This is a genomic window from Brevibacterium aurantiacum (assembly GCF_007558825.1).
Classification (GTDB): Bacteria; Actinomycetota; Actinomycetes; order Actinomycetales; family Brevibacteriaceae; genus Brevibacterium; species Brevibacterium aurantiacum_A.
Genome location: NZ_VLTK01000001.1, coordinates 234,135 through 248,953 on the forward strand (window position 1 = coordinate 234,135; position 14,819 = coordinate 248,953).

12 protein-coding genes are annotated in these 14,819 nt (G+C 64.1%); 3 read left to right on the forward strand and 9 right to left on the reverse strand.

Annotated features, from left to right (window positions below; translation table 11 throughout):
* Window position 1: 1 nt before the first annotated feature.
* From FO013_RS01155 to FO013_RS01195, 9 genes are all read right to left on the reverse strand, one after another.
* Window positions 2–1,462, reverse strand: a complete 1,461-nt coding sequence (locus tag FO013_RS01155; RefSeq protein WP_143920642.1) for a Na+/H+ antiporter NhaC family protein — start codon at window positions 1,460–1,462, stop codon at window positions 2–4.
* A complete protein-coding gene (locus FO013_RS01160; protein WP_143920643.1) occupies window positions 1,462–2,892 on the reverse strand; it encodes a type III PLP-dependent enzyme domain-containing protein in 1,431 nt (476 codons plus the stop codon). Before FO013_RS01160 ends, FO013_RS01155 begins: the two co-directional genes overlap by 1 nt.
* Window positions 2,893–3,058: 166 nt before the next feature.
* On the reverse strand, window positions 3,059–4,729 hold the full coding sequence (locus FO013_RS01165) for a PucR family transcriptional regulator (protein WP_143920645.1): 1,671 nt from the start codon (window positions 4,727–4,729) through the stop codon (window positions 3,059–3,061).
* Window positions 4,730–4,930: 201 nt separating this feature from the next.
* Entirely contained in the window at window positions 4,931–5,626 is a 696-nt protein-coding gene (locus tag FO013_RS01170) for a response regulator (protein ID WP_143920647.1), read from the reverse strand.
* A complete protein-coding gene (locus tag FO013_RS01175; protein WP_143920649.1) occupies window positions 5,623–6,921 on the reverse strand; it encodes a sensor histidine kinase in 1,299 nt (432 codons plus the stop codon). Before FO013_RS01175 ends, FO013_RS01170 begins: the two co-directional genes overlap by 4 nt.
* 375 nt (window positions 6,922–7,296) lie before the next feature.
* Window positions 7,297–8,661, reverse strand: coding sequence for a 4-aminobutyrate--2-oxoglutarate transaminase (gabT, locus tag FO013_RS01180; RefSeq protein ID WP_143920651.1), 1,365 nt, complete (start codon window positions 8,659–8,661; stop codon window positions 7,297–7,299).
* A gap of 229 nt (window positions 8,662–8,890) precedes the next feature.
* Complete coding sequence (gene ygfZ, locus FO013_RS01185) at window positions 8,891–10,027, reverse strand: CAF17-like 4Fe-4S cluster assembly/insertion protein YgfZ (RefSeq protein WP_143920653.1); 1,137 nt, start codon at window positions 10,025–10,027, stop codon at window positions 8,891–8,893.
* 1 nt (window position 10,028) lies between these two features.
* Window positions 10,029–10,628 (reverse strand): nitrobindin family protein, encoded by a 600-nt coding sequence (locus tag FO013_RS01190; protein WP_143920655.1) that lies wholly within the window; start codon window positions 10,626–10,628, stop codon window positions 10,029–10,031.
* 250 nt (window positions 10,629–10,878) lie between these two features.
* The gene (locus tag FO013_RS01195; protein WP_260847904.1) at window positions 10,879–11,682 is read right to left on the reverse strand and encodes an ammonia permease; all 804 of its coding nucleotides are present in this window, start codon (window positions 11,680–11,682) and stop codon (window positions 10,879–10,881) included.
* 187 nt (window positions 11,683–11,869) lie between these two features.
* Here FO013_RS01195 and FO013_RS01200 point away from each other — a divergent pair, with 187 nt between their 5' ends.
* The 3 genes from FO013_RS01200 to mshD all read left to right on the forward strand — a co-directional run bounded on the left by FO013_RS01200 (window position 11,870) and on the right by mshD (window position 14,816).
* On the forward strand, window positions 11,870–12,685 hold the full coding sequence (locus FO013_RS01200) for a class I SAM-dependent methyltransferase (RefSeq protein WP_186292950.1): 816 nt from the start codon (window positions 11,870–11,872) through the stop codon (window positions 12,683–12,685).
* Window positions 12,686–12,882: 197 nt separating this feature from the next.
* Window positions 12,883–13,851 (forward strand): winged helix-turn-helix domain-containing protein, encoded by a 969-nt coding sequence (locus tag FO013_RS01205; RefSeq protein WP_143920993.1) that lies wholly within the window; start codon window positions 12,883–12,885, stop codon window positions 13,849–13,851.
* Window positions 13,848–14,816, forward strand: coding sequence for a mycothiol synthase (gene mshD, locus FO013_RS01210; protein ID WP_143920659.1), 969 nt, complete (start codon window positions 13,848–13,850; stop codon window positions 14,814–14,816). Before FO013_RS01205 ends, mshD begins: the two co-directional genes overlap by 4 nt.
* Window positions 14,817–14,819 lie beyond the last annotated feature (3 nt).

A 14,819-nucleotide genomic window follows, 5' to 3' on the forward strand; every position in this document is an offset into this window, starting at 1 on the left:
CCTACCTGGTTTCGACGAAGAGAATGATGAAATACAGGACACAGGCGGGGACCAGCAGCATCCAACCTGTGATGAGCATGTTGCGCAGATTGGTCGACCGGGCCAGCCCCATCACACCGATCATGTTCCCGTTCGGGAAGGGGCCGTATGTATCAGCCTTCGATGCGAACAAGAGGACAACGACCCACGAACCCGCGGTGACACCTAAGGTGGCCCCCAGATCGCCGAACACCTTATCGAGCAATACGACCTGTGCGGCGGTCGCACCCGGAACTCCGACCCATCCCAACAGAGCGATGATGACTGTGAATACGAACGGAGAAGCTGACTGAAGTTGGGAGCCGAAGAGGTCCATCACAACATCGAACGGCGCCAGAAGATCGATCACGATGAACAACGCGGCCAGAAGCCAGAAGAGGAGGAAGATGCTGATCACCTGCGAGCACCCTCGGTAGATCGTCGAGACGATGTCCTGAGGACGCATTCGATTCGCGACAGCGGTGGCAATGCCCAAGACTGGAAGAGCCAACAGAGGGAAGGTGGTGCCGGCGGAAGTGACAGCGGCGAAGACGACCGATATGGCAAGCAGCACCAGGAAGACTGCGGTGGGAAGTCTCGAACTCGATGACACCGTTTCGGCCCCACCGACTTCTTCGGCAGAGTAGAAATCTCCCTTCTTCGCAGTCCACCGTTGCATCAGCGAAACGATCGGGATCCCGAGAGCCAAAGACAGCAGTGCGATTGGTCCGGCACCATAGAGAATGTATTGACCATAGTTGACCTCGGCAGCCTCCATAATGGCCACGTTCGAGCCTGCGAATGGAGCGATAGCGAGGCCAGCACACCCTCCGATGAAGAGCATCGACGCAGTGGCCGATTTCGTGAAGCCCAATCGCGCGGTGATCGGCAGCAGTATCGGAGCCGCAATGGCGATCGCACCAGCGAGGGTGCCAAGAGATGCCACCAGGATGAGACATGAGATCATCACTCCGAAGACGACGGCATTCCTGCCGCTGCGGCCGAAGACGTGCATGACAGATGACACGATGCTCTGAGCAACCCCGGTCACTTTGAGCACTTCCCCGACTCCGGCGCCGAGCATGATGATGAGGCCAATGATCGTGATCTGATCGGCCAGGGAGTCGCCCAGCAGTGTGCCGATTTCAAGGACACCCATCTTGCCGATGATGAGCCCCGCAACCACTGAGACGACGGTGGCGACGACAATGTCCATGCCGAGGATCGCCAGGACCGCGTACAGGACGATGGGTAGCAGCCCCCACAGGGTGGGACCGTCCGAGACGAAGGCCGCCACTATGGCCAATACGATGCCGAGTCCGGCAAGAGACCATATCAGGCGAGAACGCCGGGGAGACAACGAAATCTCATAGGCGTTGGAAGATTCCTTCTTGTCGGAACGGAGTGAAGTGGCTTCATTGCTCGCTTCGTTGCTGTCGGCCATCAAACCCCCAAGCTCTGTGTCTGCCAATCGCTGCCCGCAGCCTCGGCGAGGACCTCTGCGATGGTCTGTCCGCGCCGAATGAGCGAGAACTCAACCTCTCCCTCGCCGAGGTGGCGGTGGGCACCGGCGCTCACGTCGGGCCGTACCCGGTACCCGAAGATCGGGACCCGCGGGAGCAGGTTGTAGGAGAACGGATTGGAGAAGTAATAGGCGCCGGTATCGGGCACGGCGACGATGTCGCCGGCGTCGAGGCGCGGCAGCATTCGGTCGCGGGCCAGGAGGTCACCGGCGAAGCAGGCGGGGCCGGCGACATCGGTCGGTACCGCCTCGGCGGATTTGGGACTGCCGTCGGGGTTGAAGGGCAGGATCCGCAGCGGCCAGTCTGCGGGAGCGTAGGCCGTGCGGGTCGCGACCTGGACACCCGCGTGGGTCATGGCGATGCGCCGACCGCCGGTGACCTTCGCATACTCGACATAGGTGAGGATGGTGCCGGCCTTGGCCAAGAGGGCTCGCCCGAATTCGGTGATGATGTCGAAGTCGAACAGGCCCGGGACCTGTGCTTCGAGCACGGCCCGGTATTCGGCGAAGGTCGGAGTGATGTCCTCGCCTGCGAAGTTCACGGGCAGTCCTCCGCCGATGTCGATCCGGGTGACCTGGCGGTCGCGTCCGTGAGTCTGCGCGGCGCGAGCATTGATCTCCTGCGCCAGTTCGACGACCGCTTCGACACCTGCTGCGGCCTGGTCGAGGCTGATGCCCTGGGAGCCCGAATGGACGTGGATCTGGTTGAGCCAGGGACGTGCAAGATAAGCCTCGATGAGTGCCTCGCGAGCCCCGGGGTCGGCCAGTCCGATGCCGAATTTCGAGGTCTGCGTGGCGGTGGACAGCGCACCGATCGTGCCCGTCCCTGACTGCGGATTGACCCGAACCCCCACCCTCGCCGAGGTGGTCCCGGTGGAGCCGCCCACCGTCGCCGAGGTGGTTTGTCCGTCGAGTAGCCCGTCGAGTCGCTCGAGCTCGGTGAAGTTGTCGATGTTCATCGAAACCCCGAATTCGACGGCGCGCTTGAGCTCGCTCATGGTCTTCGCCGGGGAGTCGAAGACGATGTTCTCCGGCGCGAATCCGGCGCTCAGAGCCAGCTCGAGTTCTCCCGGACTGGCGACCTCGCAGCCAGAGCCGGCCTCGGCGTAATAGCGCAGCAGGGGCTGCAGGGGCACGGCTTTGCAGGCCACGGCGTGGAGGACGTCATTGTCTCCGGCGAAGGCAGATGTCAGATGCTCATATGCTGTTTCGATCTGGTCTAAGTCGATGAGTCCGATCACCGGTGTCGAATCGTCGAGCTGCGGGACCTGGCCCACCGTGCTGTTCGCGACTGCCTTGATAGCTTGGTCCCGGCTGACCAGGACCGATGGCCCCGACTGGTTGCTGTGCATACTGTCCTTCGTTCGTGGTGTGCTGCCACTGTAGAACGCGAGCACCAGGACGAACGGACAATAATCTGCCAAACTTTGCTGTTGACCTTTGTGAGAATCGCACAGCCGCCCGCCTTGGCGATCATTGGACGACTGCTGAACGCGGGGAGTCGATGTCAGTCTCGACTCAGGCTCGCTCTCGGTCGAAGACGAGCACCGCGAGCTCAAGCCACAGACGTCCGGACCGATCGGCTGTCGACAGTCCGGTGATCTCTTCGATCCGGCTGAGACGATGCCGCAGCGAATTCGTGTGGACGTGCAGACGACGGGAGGCCTCGGCGGAATTGCCGACCGTGGCAAAGTACACCCGCAGGGTCTCGAGCAGCTGCCCCTGGTGCTTTGCATCATGCTCGGCAAGCAGTCGGGCAGGCTCGGTGATGCGAGGCCCTACGGAGCGCAGGGCATCAGCAGCCTCGAGTCCGACGAGTTCGGCCGCGACGTCCTCGGCTGTCGCACCGCGGACCATGCTTTGGTCGTCGGCGCAGGTGGCACCCGCAGACTCGTTGCCCGCAGACTGGTTGCCCGCGGGCATACTGCCTGCAGATGTGGTCGCGCCGCTCTTCGACCGTGTCAGCAGCGCATCGAGGACGTACACTGCCTCGGTCCACGATCGATGCACAAGGTCGAGACGTTCGACCCCGACGCCCACCCCGAAGTGCAGCGGCTGGCTCGGAGACAGGGACCGCTGCAGAGCCGAGGCGACATGAGACCTGATATCGGCGGCTTCCATCCCTTCGCTCATGTGCACGAGCACGGCCAGATGACCGTCCGACCCTACGTGGGCGAGCACGGCGTCGGCGAAGGCGGCCCGCAGATGAAACCTCAGCACGGGCTCTCGGTCGGGGGCCACCTCGGCGAAGGCCAGCGTTGCATAATGCCCGGAGAATGGCAGCGCGAGCAGGGTCGCGGCCGGCCCGAGGTCCGGCGAGCCACCGAGGATCGACCCGAGGGCTTCACGACGGATCCGCTTCTCGAACGGGGAACGTCGCAGGGTCCGCAGCATGACCGGCAGTGCGGCTCGGGCAGCATCGCGGAGGACATCGCGCAGTGACGCGGGATCCACCGAATCCGGGTAGGCAGCCCAGATGGTGCCGAGCAGCTCGCCCTCGCTGCGCAGTGCGATCACCGAACGGGCAGGAGAGGCGCCCGCGGCTCGTCTCTCGACGACATCAGTCGAGCGGCGGACGACGTCGAGGAATCCGGACTCCTCAAGCTCAGCGATCCGCCATTGAGGAATCGCGCCCGAGAGGATCGTCTCCCGTCGAATGTCATCGATCTCATCGCCGAGGTTGGAGTGCGCGAGCACACGCGACGCCGGGTCCTCGATCGTGATCGACGCACCCGTCATCTCCGCGATGACCGCGGCCAGCGCGCTGAGATCATCGACGTCGGGCCAAGCCAGGGCGCTCGCGGCACCCTCGTTGAGCTGTCGCAGATGAACGAGGACCTCGGACCAGGTCACGCCCGTGGACCGCTCGAGCAGAATGGGCAGCGCTGAGGCAGATGTCCCCTCACCGAGGTGGGTGTGCGTTCCCGGCGGCACAATGAGTGCCGCGGCACCCGCAAATCGTGAGCGGATCGCGTTGAGTCCGGCCACGCTGTCTACGGCTTCGGTGACGAGGACGACGGCCCCCGCGAGTCCAGCAGGAGACCCGAGAGCAGCAGCCGAGCTTCGCAGGTCGAGGTCGAGTTCGATGCGAGTCACCTCGACGTCGATTTCGGTCTGAGTCAGGGGAAGCAGAAACCCCGCGGTCTCCTGCAACAGGCGGGAGACGCGTAGGGCGTTCGTTTCACTCATACACCCACTGTAGTCAACAGTGCACCCACACACCTCGTGACCCGGTCGTCTGCCGAACCCGCGGGCCGGTCATCTGCCGAACCCGCTTGCGCTTCAGACATTCCGCAGTTGGACGGGATCGATCGCCGAAGAAATCGAATCGACGAACTCCGGGAAGTTCGTGAGCGAGTCCTCGCGCCTCACTCCTTCGGACGAGCTTCGTCATTCCGGAACGTAGAACTTGTGCTGGATGGCACGGATGACGACCTGCGCCAGATTCTTCGCATCCAGTTTGATGCGCAGGTTTCTGGCGTGGGACTTCACTGTATAGACGCTGACGACCTGTTGTTCGGCGATCTCCGAGTAGTCCATCCCCTCACAGATCTGCCGGAGCAGGAGCTTCTCACTCGGAGTCAGAGCCGGCACCGTTCTCGAACCATCAGCGGCGATGTCGCCGCTGATCATGATGTCCTCTGCCAAGGATCGCAGCAGGGCCGGAGACTCGCCTGCGACTGCCGCTCGCGCGACGCGAACGAGTTCGGCGTCGGTGGCGGACTTGTTCACCGCCGCTATCGCACCGGCCTCGAGAGCACGTGTGATTCCCGGCCCGGGCGAGACAGTGGTCAGCACAACGATCGTCGCCTCTGGGTCGAGACACATGATCTCGCGGGCCGCATCGACTCCGCTCATCCCCGGATGCATGTTGACATCCATCAGGACGAGATCCGGGCGATGACGATCGAACGCTTCGACGGCGTCTTCACCGGAGTGCTGAGGTTCGAGAACCGAGAACCCTCCGTCGTCGAGCAGAGCTGCCGCCACGGCCCTCGTCGTCCACGAATCGTCGTCGACGACGAGCACGACGATGCGCTCGTCTGCTGGTGAGCTGTCGATCTCCGACCCGGCCGAGCCGCTCATACTCTCTGGCTCTTCGTTGCTGACGCGTGGCGCTCGGCATTCGCTTCAAGAACTGCGGAGGACGCGGCAGCGGTGAAATCGTCGCGGACACAGACAGCGTCGGCCTCGTCCCCATCGGCCGAGTCGTTGAATCGCAGCGGTTGGGAGACTTCGACGACGACGCGGCCCTGGGGATTCGATCCCGTGGTGCATGACCCGCCCAGGGCCTGAGCGCGCCGACTGAGAGATCGAGGTGGACGCGTCAGCGACGTCGCTGCCTCGTTCTCCGTGCGGAATCGCAGGACGGCCGCGTCAGATCCCTCACGATCCACGTTGACGGTCAGACTCGACTCGGTTCCCGGCAGGGAGTGTCGGATGACGTTCGTCGCCAGTTCTCGCATGATTGCGGTGAAATGTGCGCCCAGTACCGGGGATGCGTATCGGGGAAGGGTGCCGACAGTGAGCGTCAACGCCACACCGCCGGCGGCACTGCCGTTCTCAATGGACGTGGCCAGTGCTTTCGCCTCGGCCTGCAGCCGAATCCTGGGCTGCAGCTCGTCTCCGTCGCTGAGTTGCGTGACGAGCTGCCGCAGGCGCTTCGACGCCTCGGTGTTGACCAGGGAGAGCTCGGCGAGCTGACGGTTGGTGCCGAGATCTCGCGACCCTCTGGCCAGTGCTTTGATGATTGCGCCCTCTGTTGCGAGTGAGTTCGAGATGGTGTCGTGCATATCGCTGGTGAAGCGTGCACGCAACGATTCCACCGCCTGTTGGTGTTCCACGGCGGCTCGCTCCCGGCGATGGATCTCGCGTTGGATCCTCAGCTCGACGATTCCAGCAGCCAAGCCGATCAGCGAGTACGTGACCCAGCCGTACCCGAAGTCGATGAACCCTGCAATGCCACCGTCGTAGGCTGCCAGCTCGGTGCAGGTGATGAGATAGGCGAGCAGTCCCACGGTGGCGATGGCTGAGCCGACCCATCGCCGCTGGCTGAACAGCACCGCCGTGGCGAAGATGAGCGACTCGGGGAACATGTTCTCCAGGTCGGGGTAGGGCACGACGAAGACGAGGCTCAGCCCGGTCGAGACGAACACCGTCGCCAAAGGGAAGAACGGGGAGAGGATGAGCAGAGCATAGGCACAGACGAGCAGGACCATGTAGCGAGGCTCTGCGATCTCGAACGATCCGGGAATCAGCACGGTCAGCCCCATGATGAGGGCGAGGAGCCGCATGGGCAGATCCACGAAGCGCGGTCCGCGGAATACGAGCCACAATCTGTTGAGCGCACTCATGGTGCCGTCGTCTGCCGCTGATGCCATGGAACCTATTGTGCTATACCCGCGTCCCTGCCGAAGCAGTCGGATCTCATACTTACGTGCGATGCCCGATTGCGGCAAGCAGGATAGCGTTGCAACGGCACTCCCCGCAGCAGCACACCCCTCGTGAAAACCCGGACCATCCCCATGGAAGCGGTGACTTCATCCCGTCCCCATGGAAGTAGTGACATCACCCCACCCTCATGGAACCGGTGACATCACCCCGCCCCCTTGGACCTGGCGATATCACCGCGGCTGAGCGCCACTCCCACCCGGCTCCACAACGGCCGACGGCGGCGTATCGACCTCACATGAGGTCGATACGCCGCCGTCAGAACCCGCAGACTCCGCCCTGCGAGCGGGGCCGGATTCGAGCTGTCAGGCCACGGAAGCGGCGACAGCCTCTTCGATGACGTCGAAGGCGTCGCCCAGGAGTTCATCGGAGATCGTCAGCGGGGGCAGGAAGCGCAGGATGTTGCCGAAGGTTCCCGTAGTGAGCACGAGGACCCCGTTCTTCGCGCAGTAGTCGGCGATCTTCTTGACCAGGTCCGGGTTCGGATCGATCGAGTCGTGCTGGACGAATTCGGCAGCGATCATGGCGCCGCGGCCGCGGATGTCACCGACCTCCGGGTGCTTGCTCTGGAGCTTAGTGAGGCGGTCGGTGACGACCTCGCCGATGTGAGCGGCGTTCTCAACGAGTCCGTCCTCCTCGTAGGAGGCGATGGCGCCGAGCGCTGCCGCACAGGCAACAGGGTTGCCGCCGTAGGTCCCGCCGAGGCGACCCGGTCCGACCGAGTCCATGATCTCCGCGCGGCCGGTCACGGCCGAGAGCGGCAGACCGCCGGCGATGCCCTTCGCGGTGGTGATGATATCGGGGACGATGTCTTCCCACTCGGAGGCGAACATCTTGCCAGTGCGGGCGAAGCCAGCCTGAACCTCGTCGGCGACGAAGACGATGCCCTTCTCCTTCGCGAACTCAACCAGCGCAGGCAGGAAGCCCTCGGCTGGGACGATGAAGCCGCCCTCACCCTGGATGGGCTCGATGACGATCGCAGCGACACTTTCGGCGCCGATCTGCTTCTCGATCATGGTGATGACGCGCTTGGCCGCTTCCTCGCCGCTGACCTTGGTGCCTGCAGCATCGTTGTCGCGGTAAGGGTAGGACATGGGTGCGCGGTAGACCTCACCGGCGAACGGGCCGAAACCGGCCTTGTAGGGGGTGGCCTTCGCAGTCATCGACATGGTCAGGTTGGTACGGCCGTGGTAGGCGTGGTCGAAGACGACGACGGCGTCGCGGCCAGTGTGGACACGGGCGATCTTGACGGCGTTCTCGACAGCCTCGGCGCCGGAGTTGAGCAGGATGGAGCGCTTCTCATGATCGCCCGGGGTCAGACGGTTGAGCGCCTCGGCGACCTCGACGTAACCCTCGTACGGGTTGACCATGAAGCAGGTGTGGGTGAAGGACTGGAGCTGCTCGGTGGCGGCCTTGACCACGCGGGGGTTCGAGTTGCCCGCCGTCGTCACGGCGATGCCGGCTCCCAGGTCGATGATCTGGTTGCCATCGACGTCTTTGAGGATTCCGCCACCGGCGGCCACCACATAGGCGGGCAGGCTCGAGCCGACTCCGGGTGCCACTGCCGACTTGCGTCGTTCCTCGATCTCACGGGACTTCGGCCCGGGGATCTCGGTGACGAGTTTACGTTCCTGCGGCAGAGCTTCGCCGCCAATTTCCAAAGCTGTCATAACGAGAAGATTAGAGCCTTTCGACGGTTCTTGTCACTTACCGTCCGCAGGCTGGTCAGATCACGCCTGCCGCAGATCCAGGCGGTACGAAATCCGTTGCCATCGGTACGACTCGAAAACCGTGCAGAATACGCTCACAAGGCGTTTCAAGTCGGGCCTGAGAGTCGGGCCTGAGGGCCGCCGATGCGGATTCGCTCGCCGATTCCACTGCTTCCGCCGAGGGCGGAAATCAGCGTTGCTGATTCCGCATGTCGGTGTCCTTATTGCGTCCCGGAAGTTCGATGTCGTGTTCGCGCACGGGCGCAACGATCGTCTCCTGGGCCCCGGCCACACGGGGTGCGTCATCGCCCAGATCGAAGCTGAGTTCAGCCTCGGCGGAGAGATTGCGCTTGACCACGGCCAGGCCGATCGGCCCGAGTTCCCAGTGCAGTGCAACCGAGGTCAGTTGGCCCACAGACCGTTCGGACCCTCGGACCTCGGCGAGCACCTCGGCGCCGGCCTCAGGTTGGATGTGCCCGGATCCGTCGAGATGGACGAAGACGAGCCTGCGAGGCGGCTGGCCCAGGTTGTGCACGCGGGCCACGGCCTCCTGGCCGCGGTAGCAGCCCTTGGCCAGGTGCACCGAGGTGCGCAGCAGATCGAGTTCGCCGACGAGCGACTTGTGGTCGATCTCGTTCGTGCCCGGACGCCAGGCGGCGATCCGCACGGCTTCCCAGGCGTCGAACCCGGCCATGGTGAATTCGCTCGCCGAGGTGGTCTGCAGATCTGCGCGGGCGATAATGCCGATGACGAACTGAGTCTCGAGCCCGGGGTGGTCCTCCCCTGCCACCTCGAGTCCGAGATCGACCTCGGCGTACGAGGCCGAACCGGTCCCGATGTGCGGCCAGGGATCGGACCACAGCTGGGTCACGGGCAAGCTGTCGGGGAGCTTCACGACGGCGCCGATGCATTGGAACTCATCGCTGACGTCGTCGATCGTCACCCGCATCATGAAGACCATCTTGCGGAGGAATTCGAGAGTCTCGTCGGTGCGCAGCTCACTGATCGCCCACAGCGATTCGCCGTCGTCGACGAGTTTCAGCCAGCCTTCGATGCGACCGTTCGGGTCAAGGACGAGAGTCTCTGTGGACACGCCCGGCGCCAGGGTGTCGAGCTTCTGCGTGGTGATGGAGTTCAGCCAGGTGAGGCGATCGGCTCCGCTCAGACGCAGGATTCGCAGGTGGGGCAGATCGACGATCGCGCCCTTTTCGAGCAGTGCCCGCTGCTCGCGCAGCGGCGAACCGTAGTGGGCCGGGGTGTGCTCGAGCTCTTCGCCGCCGAATACCGCGGTGGAGCTCAGTGGGCGATTCAGCGATGAGGCAGTCATATCAGGCAATCTTCTTCAGTCGGGCTGAGGAGTGTGTGGCGAGCTCGTGGCCCAGTGCGGCCATGTCCCAGGCCCACATGAGCTCCCCGCCGACGAGGCCGTACATACGGGTCGAGGCCGTGTACTCCTTCGCGGTCTTGGTCCGGGCGACGACATCGGTGGAGAGGTCGATGCGCGGCCCCTTGACGTGGCCTGCGTAGAGTTCCATCACGCCATGCGGGTGGACGATCTCGGCTTCGATCTCGAATCCGTCATCATTCGTGCGCAGAGTATCGACGGCGGCCGCCGAGGTGAAGCTGGGCTCTTCGGTGGGCACGAGCATCCCCGGGCCCACGTCACCGGCATCGCGCGGACGCACCAGCTGCCAGATCCCTGTCTCCAGAGTCAGCGTCGATTCCAATTCGCCGTCCTCGGTCAGCAGCCACGCATGCGCGGTGTACTGCAGGAACGGTGTTCCCGGGTGGGCGGTGAATTCGACGCGCTGCCCGAACTGCTTCTCGGGGGTGTCCGCGTAGCCGACGACTCCGACGCCTTCCCACGAACCGATCAGCCAGGACAGGGGAACGAGCTCGGGGTGAACCGAGGAATCAAGTTCGATCATGGAGTTCAGCGATTGTCTTTGAACAGCGCCGTGACGACCTTGACTCCGACGCCCAGGGCGCCGAGTGCGGCAATGCCGACGAGACTGGAGAAGACGATTTCGAGAGCGACAAGGTTATCCATGCTCCCAGTCTACATTTCCCATCTGCGGTATGCGCACTCAGTCCGAGCTCTGAGCACGGCTTCAGCACGAACCTGAGCACGGTATCAATGCGGAGTCGCGCTCACCGTGTCGGACATCATAGCCGAGGTCAGAAGGCGATGCGCTCCAGGGAATAGACGACGACACCGCCGAGGGCGATGGGAGCGGCCCCGAGCGCGAGCTGAACGGCAAAGCTGCGGGCCTTCTCCACGTTCTTCTTCAACTCGATGTTCTGGGAGAGTTCAAGGCTCACAGCCTGGTATTGGGTATAGGCGATGAGCCCGAGCATACGATCGACGCCGGCGACCAACAGTCCCATGATGCCGCCGAGGACGAGCGATACAGGCACGCTGATGGCGTCCTTGAAGATGAGGACCGACAGGATTCCGGCGACCGCGACCGGCATCGCGATCGCCAGCGGTGACGTGTAGATCGCGGGCCAGGGCAGGGCTGTCATGCAACCTGCGACGATGAGCGAGACGAGACCGACGACGATGGCTTCCTTGTCGCCGGGGACGGTGATCGCCGCGACCCAGGTGCTTGCGGACAGGACGATGACCACGCCCGCAACTTGGGCTGAGACGTTGGCAACGGCATCTGAGGCACCCATTCCGCGGGTGAGATTCTGCACGAAGGTCCAGAGCAGGCCGAGGCCGGCCAGAACGGGAAGCCAGTCAAGATAGGGTGCTGTGTCATCGCGGAACGCCGCGAGCAGTCCGGCCAGGCCGAAGAGGCCGAGCATGATCGACGTCGCGCGAGGCTGCGGTGAGTCCGTCAGTCGCGGCCAGCCGTAGGCGACACCGAAGACGATGAGCCCGGTCGCCAGCAGGAACAAGGTGTAGCCCCAGTACACGGAGGCACTGAGGGCCAGCGCCAAGGCCAGCGCGACAACTACTCGAATCCATCTGATCACAGCACTATCGTGCCTTATTCGCCCGAGGCGACGCGATTTGGGCCAATGTCGGCGATCCCCGCCGACGTCACCAACGACGCTCACCGTCCGTCCTTGCGGGCATCTGCTGAGTCACAGCCGACCCTGTTCACTCCTGACACAGCGACCTACGCTGATGCGAACCTGCTCACTTCTGATGGAGAGACTCATGGCCAATGTGCTGACAACACGCAACTGCACCGCCGACCAATGCGACCTCAGCGACGGAATTGGAACCGATCTGGGCACACAGCAGCTCACCCTCCTATCCGCACTCCTCGACCCGACGACGCGTACAGTACTGAGGTCGCTGCAGCCGAAGGAGAACGCAAGGTATCTGGAGGTCGGAGCCGGAAACGGCTCCATCGCCGAAATGATGGCAGCAGGTTTCGGCGGCAGCGTCCTGGCTGTCGACAAGGACGTGACGAACCTGGTTGCGTCGCCGGGTGTCGACGTCGTCCATCACGATGTCCTCAACGGCGTCCCCATCGGGCCGTTCGATCTCATCCATGCGCGCCTGGTCCTCGCCCACCTGCCTGCCCGGAGACGGGTCTTCGCCCAGCTCGTCGAGCAGTTGGCTCCCGGTGGATGGCTCGTCATCGCAGATGTCGGTGTCGCCGCGGAACTGCTCGTGGCACCTGAGGAATCCGACCGCGCGATATGGCGGAGGTACACCCACGCGGCCTATCAGCGGTTCAGACCTGAAGTCGACTGCGACTACGGCTGGGCAGACCGGGCCGAGGTCGAGATGTTCGGAGCCGGGCTCGCGGATGTCGCCGCGCAGCACCTCGTCCCCCTCGCCCGCGGCGGTGGACCCTGGACGAGCTACCATCTGAACCTCAGCCTGCAGAATGAGGATGGTCTTCTCGCCACCGGCCTCCGTCGTGAAGACCTGGACCGCTACCGCACCATGCTGACCGACCCCGAGTTCCGTGCGCGCTTCTTCTCACTGACGTATACGACAGGACGCAAGCCGACCGCATGACCCGCAACCTTCCCTTCTCCTGTGACCTGTTCTCTCCTGTCACCCGTTGACCCTTCCCTGTGACCTCTTGCCCTCCCCCAGGTAACGGAGAAGCAGCTGGGCAGGCACCGGAGAAGCACAGCTGGGCACCCTCGGTATACTTTCCCCAGGCTGCTACTTCAGCGGCCGAGCCGAGTCCGAGGAGGTGGATGGACCACATGCGAATCCTGCACATCTGCCCTGCACCTCGCCTCGACTCCCCCATTGCCCCAGAGTCCCTGCAGTATCTCGGCCACCAGATCGAACGCCTCAGCCTCGATCAGCTGAGCCGGGCAGACTCCAACTCGCTCACTGCCGACATCGTCGTCGCCGACGCCTGCCTTGACCTGTCCTTGGCACCTGCCATCGCCGAGGCGGTGGCGCAGACGCGCATCGCAGCTCCGATCATCGTCGTGCTCAGCGAAGGCGGACTGGCCACCGCCTCGGCGAAATGGAATGTGGCCGACATCGTCCTCACCACTGCCGGCCCCGCCGAGGTGGAGGCCCGCCTGCGCCTGGCACGTGATCACCACCTGGCGCAGGCCTCACACGGCGCCACCTCGTGGGGAGGCGGGGCCGGTGTGAGCGCAACCGCCTCGACAGCCACCACCGGAGGATCGCGGCCCGACCGCCCATCTTGGAACACCAGCGGCCCCTGGACGAGCGAGGGCGAGCCCATGATCGTCGTCAGCGGCGCACTGCGCATCGACGAGACCGCGTTCACCGCGCACCTGGGCGAGCGCAGCCTCGACCTGACCTATCGCGAATTCGCCCTGCTGAAGTTCTTCGCGATGCACCCCGAACGTGTCTTCACCCGCGACGAGATCCTGCTCGCGGTGTGGGGCGATGACTACTTCGGAGGGACCCGCACCGTCGATGTGCATGTCCGCCGAGTGCGTGCGAAACTCGGCAAAGACTTCGAGAACGCCATCCACACCGTCCGCTACGTCGGCTACCGCTTCAGCCCCGACTCCGCGGCCGCACACGGCGACGGTGATGAGGCAGAGTCGGACACCGAAGAAACGCCAGACACCGACGCAGCGGTGGGACCCGACGAAGCGACGGCCACTGACGAGGCCGCGGAGCACGAACAGTCAGATCACGAACAGTCAGAAGCAGAGTCGAACGAGGAGGACATGAAGGTATGAGAATCGATGCCAGCGGAGCCGTGACCGGAACCCCGATCACCACCCTCGCCGAGGCGGAGCTGACCTTCCTCGACCGCGTGGCAGCATCCGATGGGTCCGCCGAGATCTCCGGCGGACTTCTGGCCATCGCCACCGGCGAGGACGAATCTCATTCCGCGCAGACAGAGTCGAGCGTATGGCGAATCTATGCCGACGATTCAGCAGACTCGAACGTCGACGCCGGCGCTCTCATCGGCTTCGGCATCCGCGCGCTCCAGGGCGATCGTCATGCGGCCGAATTCCTCATCGACCCCGATCACCGCGGTCAGGGACTGGGCGAAGAGCTGCTGTCGACGATCCTTCAGGAAGAGCCCGACTCCTGGTGCTGGTCACACGGCGACCACCCAGGCGCACAGGCACTGGCGGAGAAGCACAACCTCGGTCGCGACCGCGTTCTCTATCAGATGCGCACCGATCCGGGTCTCTCACTCGATGACCTGCCGCAGACCTCGGCGCCGGAAGGTGTCACGATCCGCTCCTTCACCACCGGTGATGAGGACGGTTGGCGGCGAGTCAACAACGCGGCCTTCGACTGGCACCCAGAGCAGGGGTCGCAGACGGCTGAGGACTTCGCCGAGATCATCCAGGCACCCGACTTCGACCAGGATTCGGTGGTCCTCGCCATCCGGGATGATCAGGTCATCGGATTCCACCAGACCAAGCTCACGGACTTCGGCGCTGAGGGCCGCCTCGGCGAGGTCTATGTCGTCGGGGTCGACCCGAGCATCCATGCCAAGGGTGTGGGCAAGGCGCTGACGATCGAGGGCATGCGCCGGATGGTCGCCGCCGGTGCGAGTGTGATCGAACTCTACGTCGAATCCGACAATGCCCCGGCGCTAGGGTTGTACGAGCGGCTGGGATTCCATGTCGCGGTGGCGCACGTGTCCTACGCGCCGGCTTCCTCGACCGAACGCAATCAGGAGTAGAGC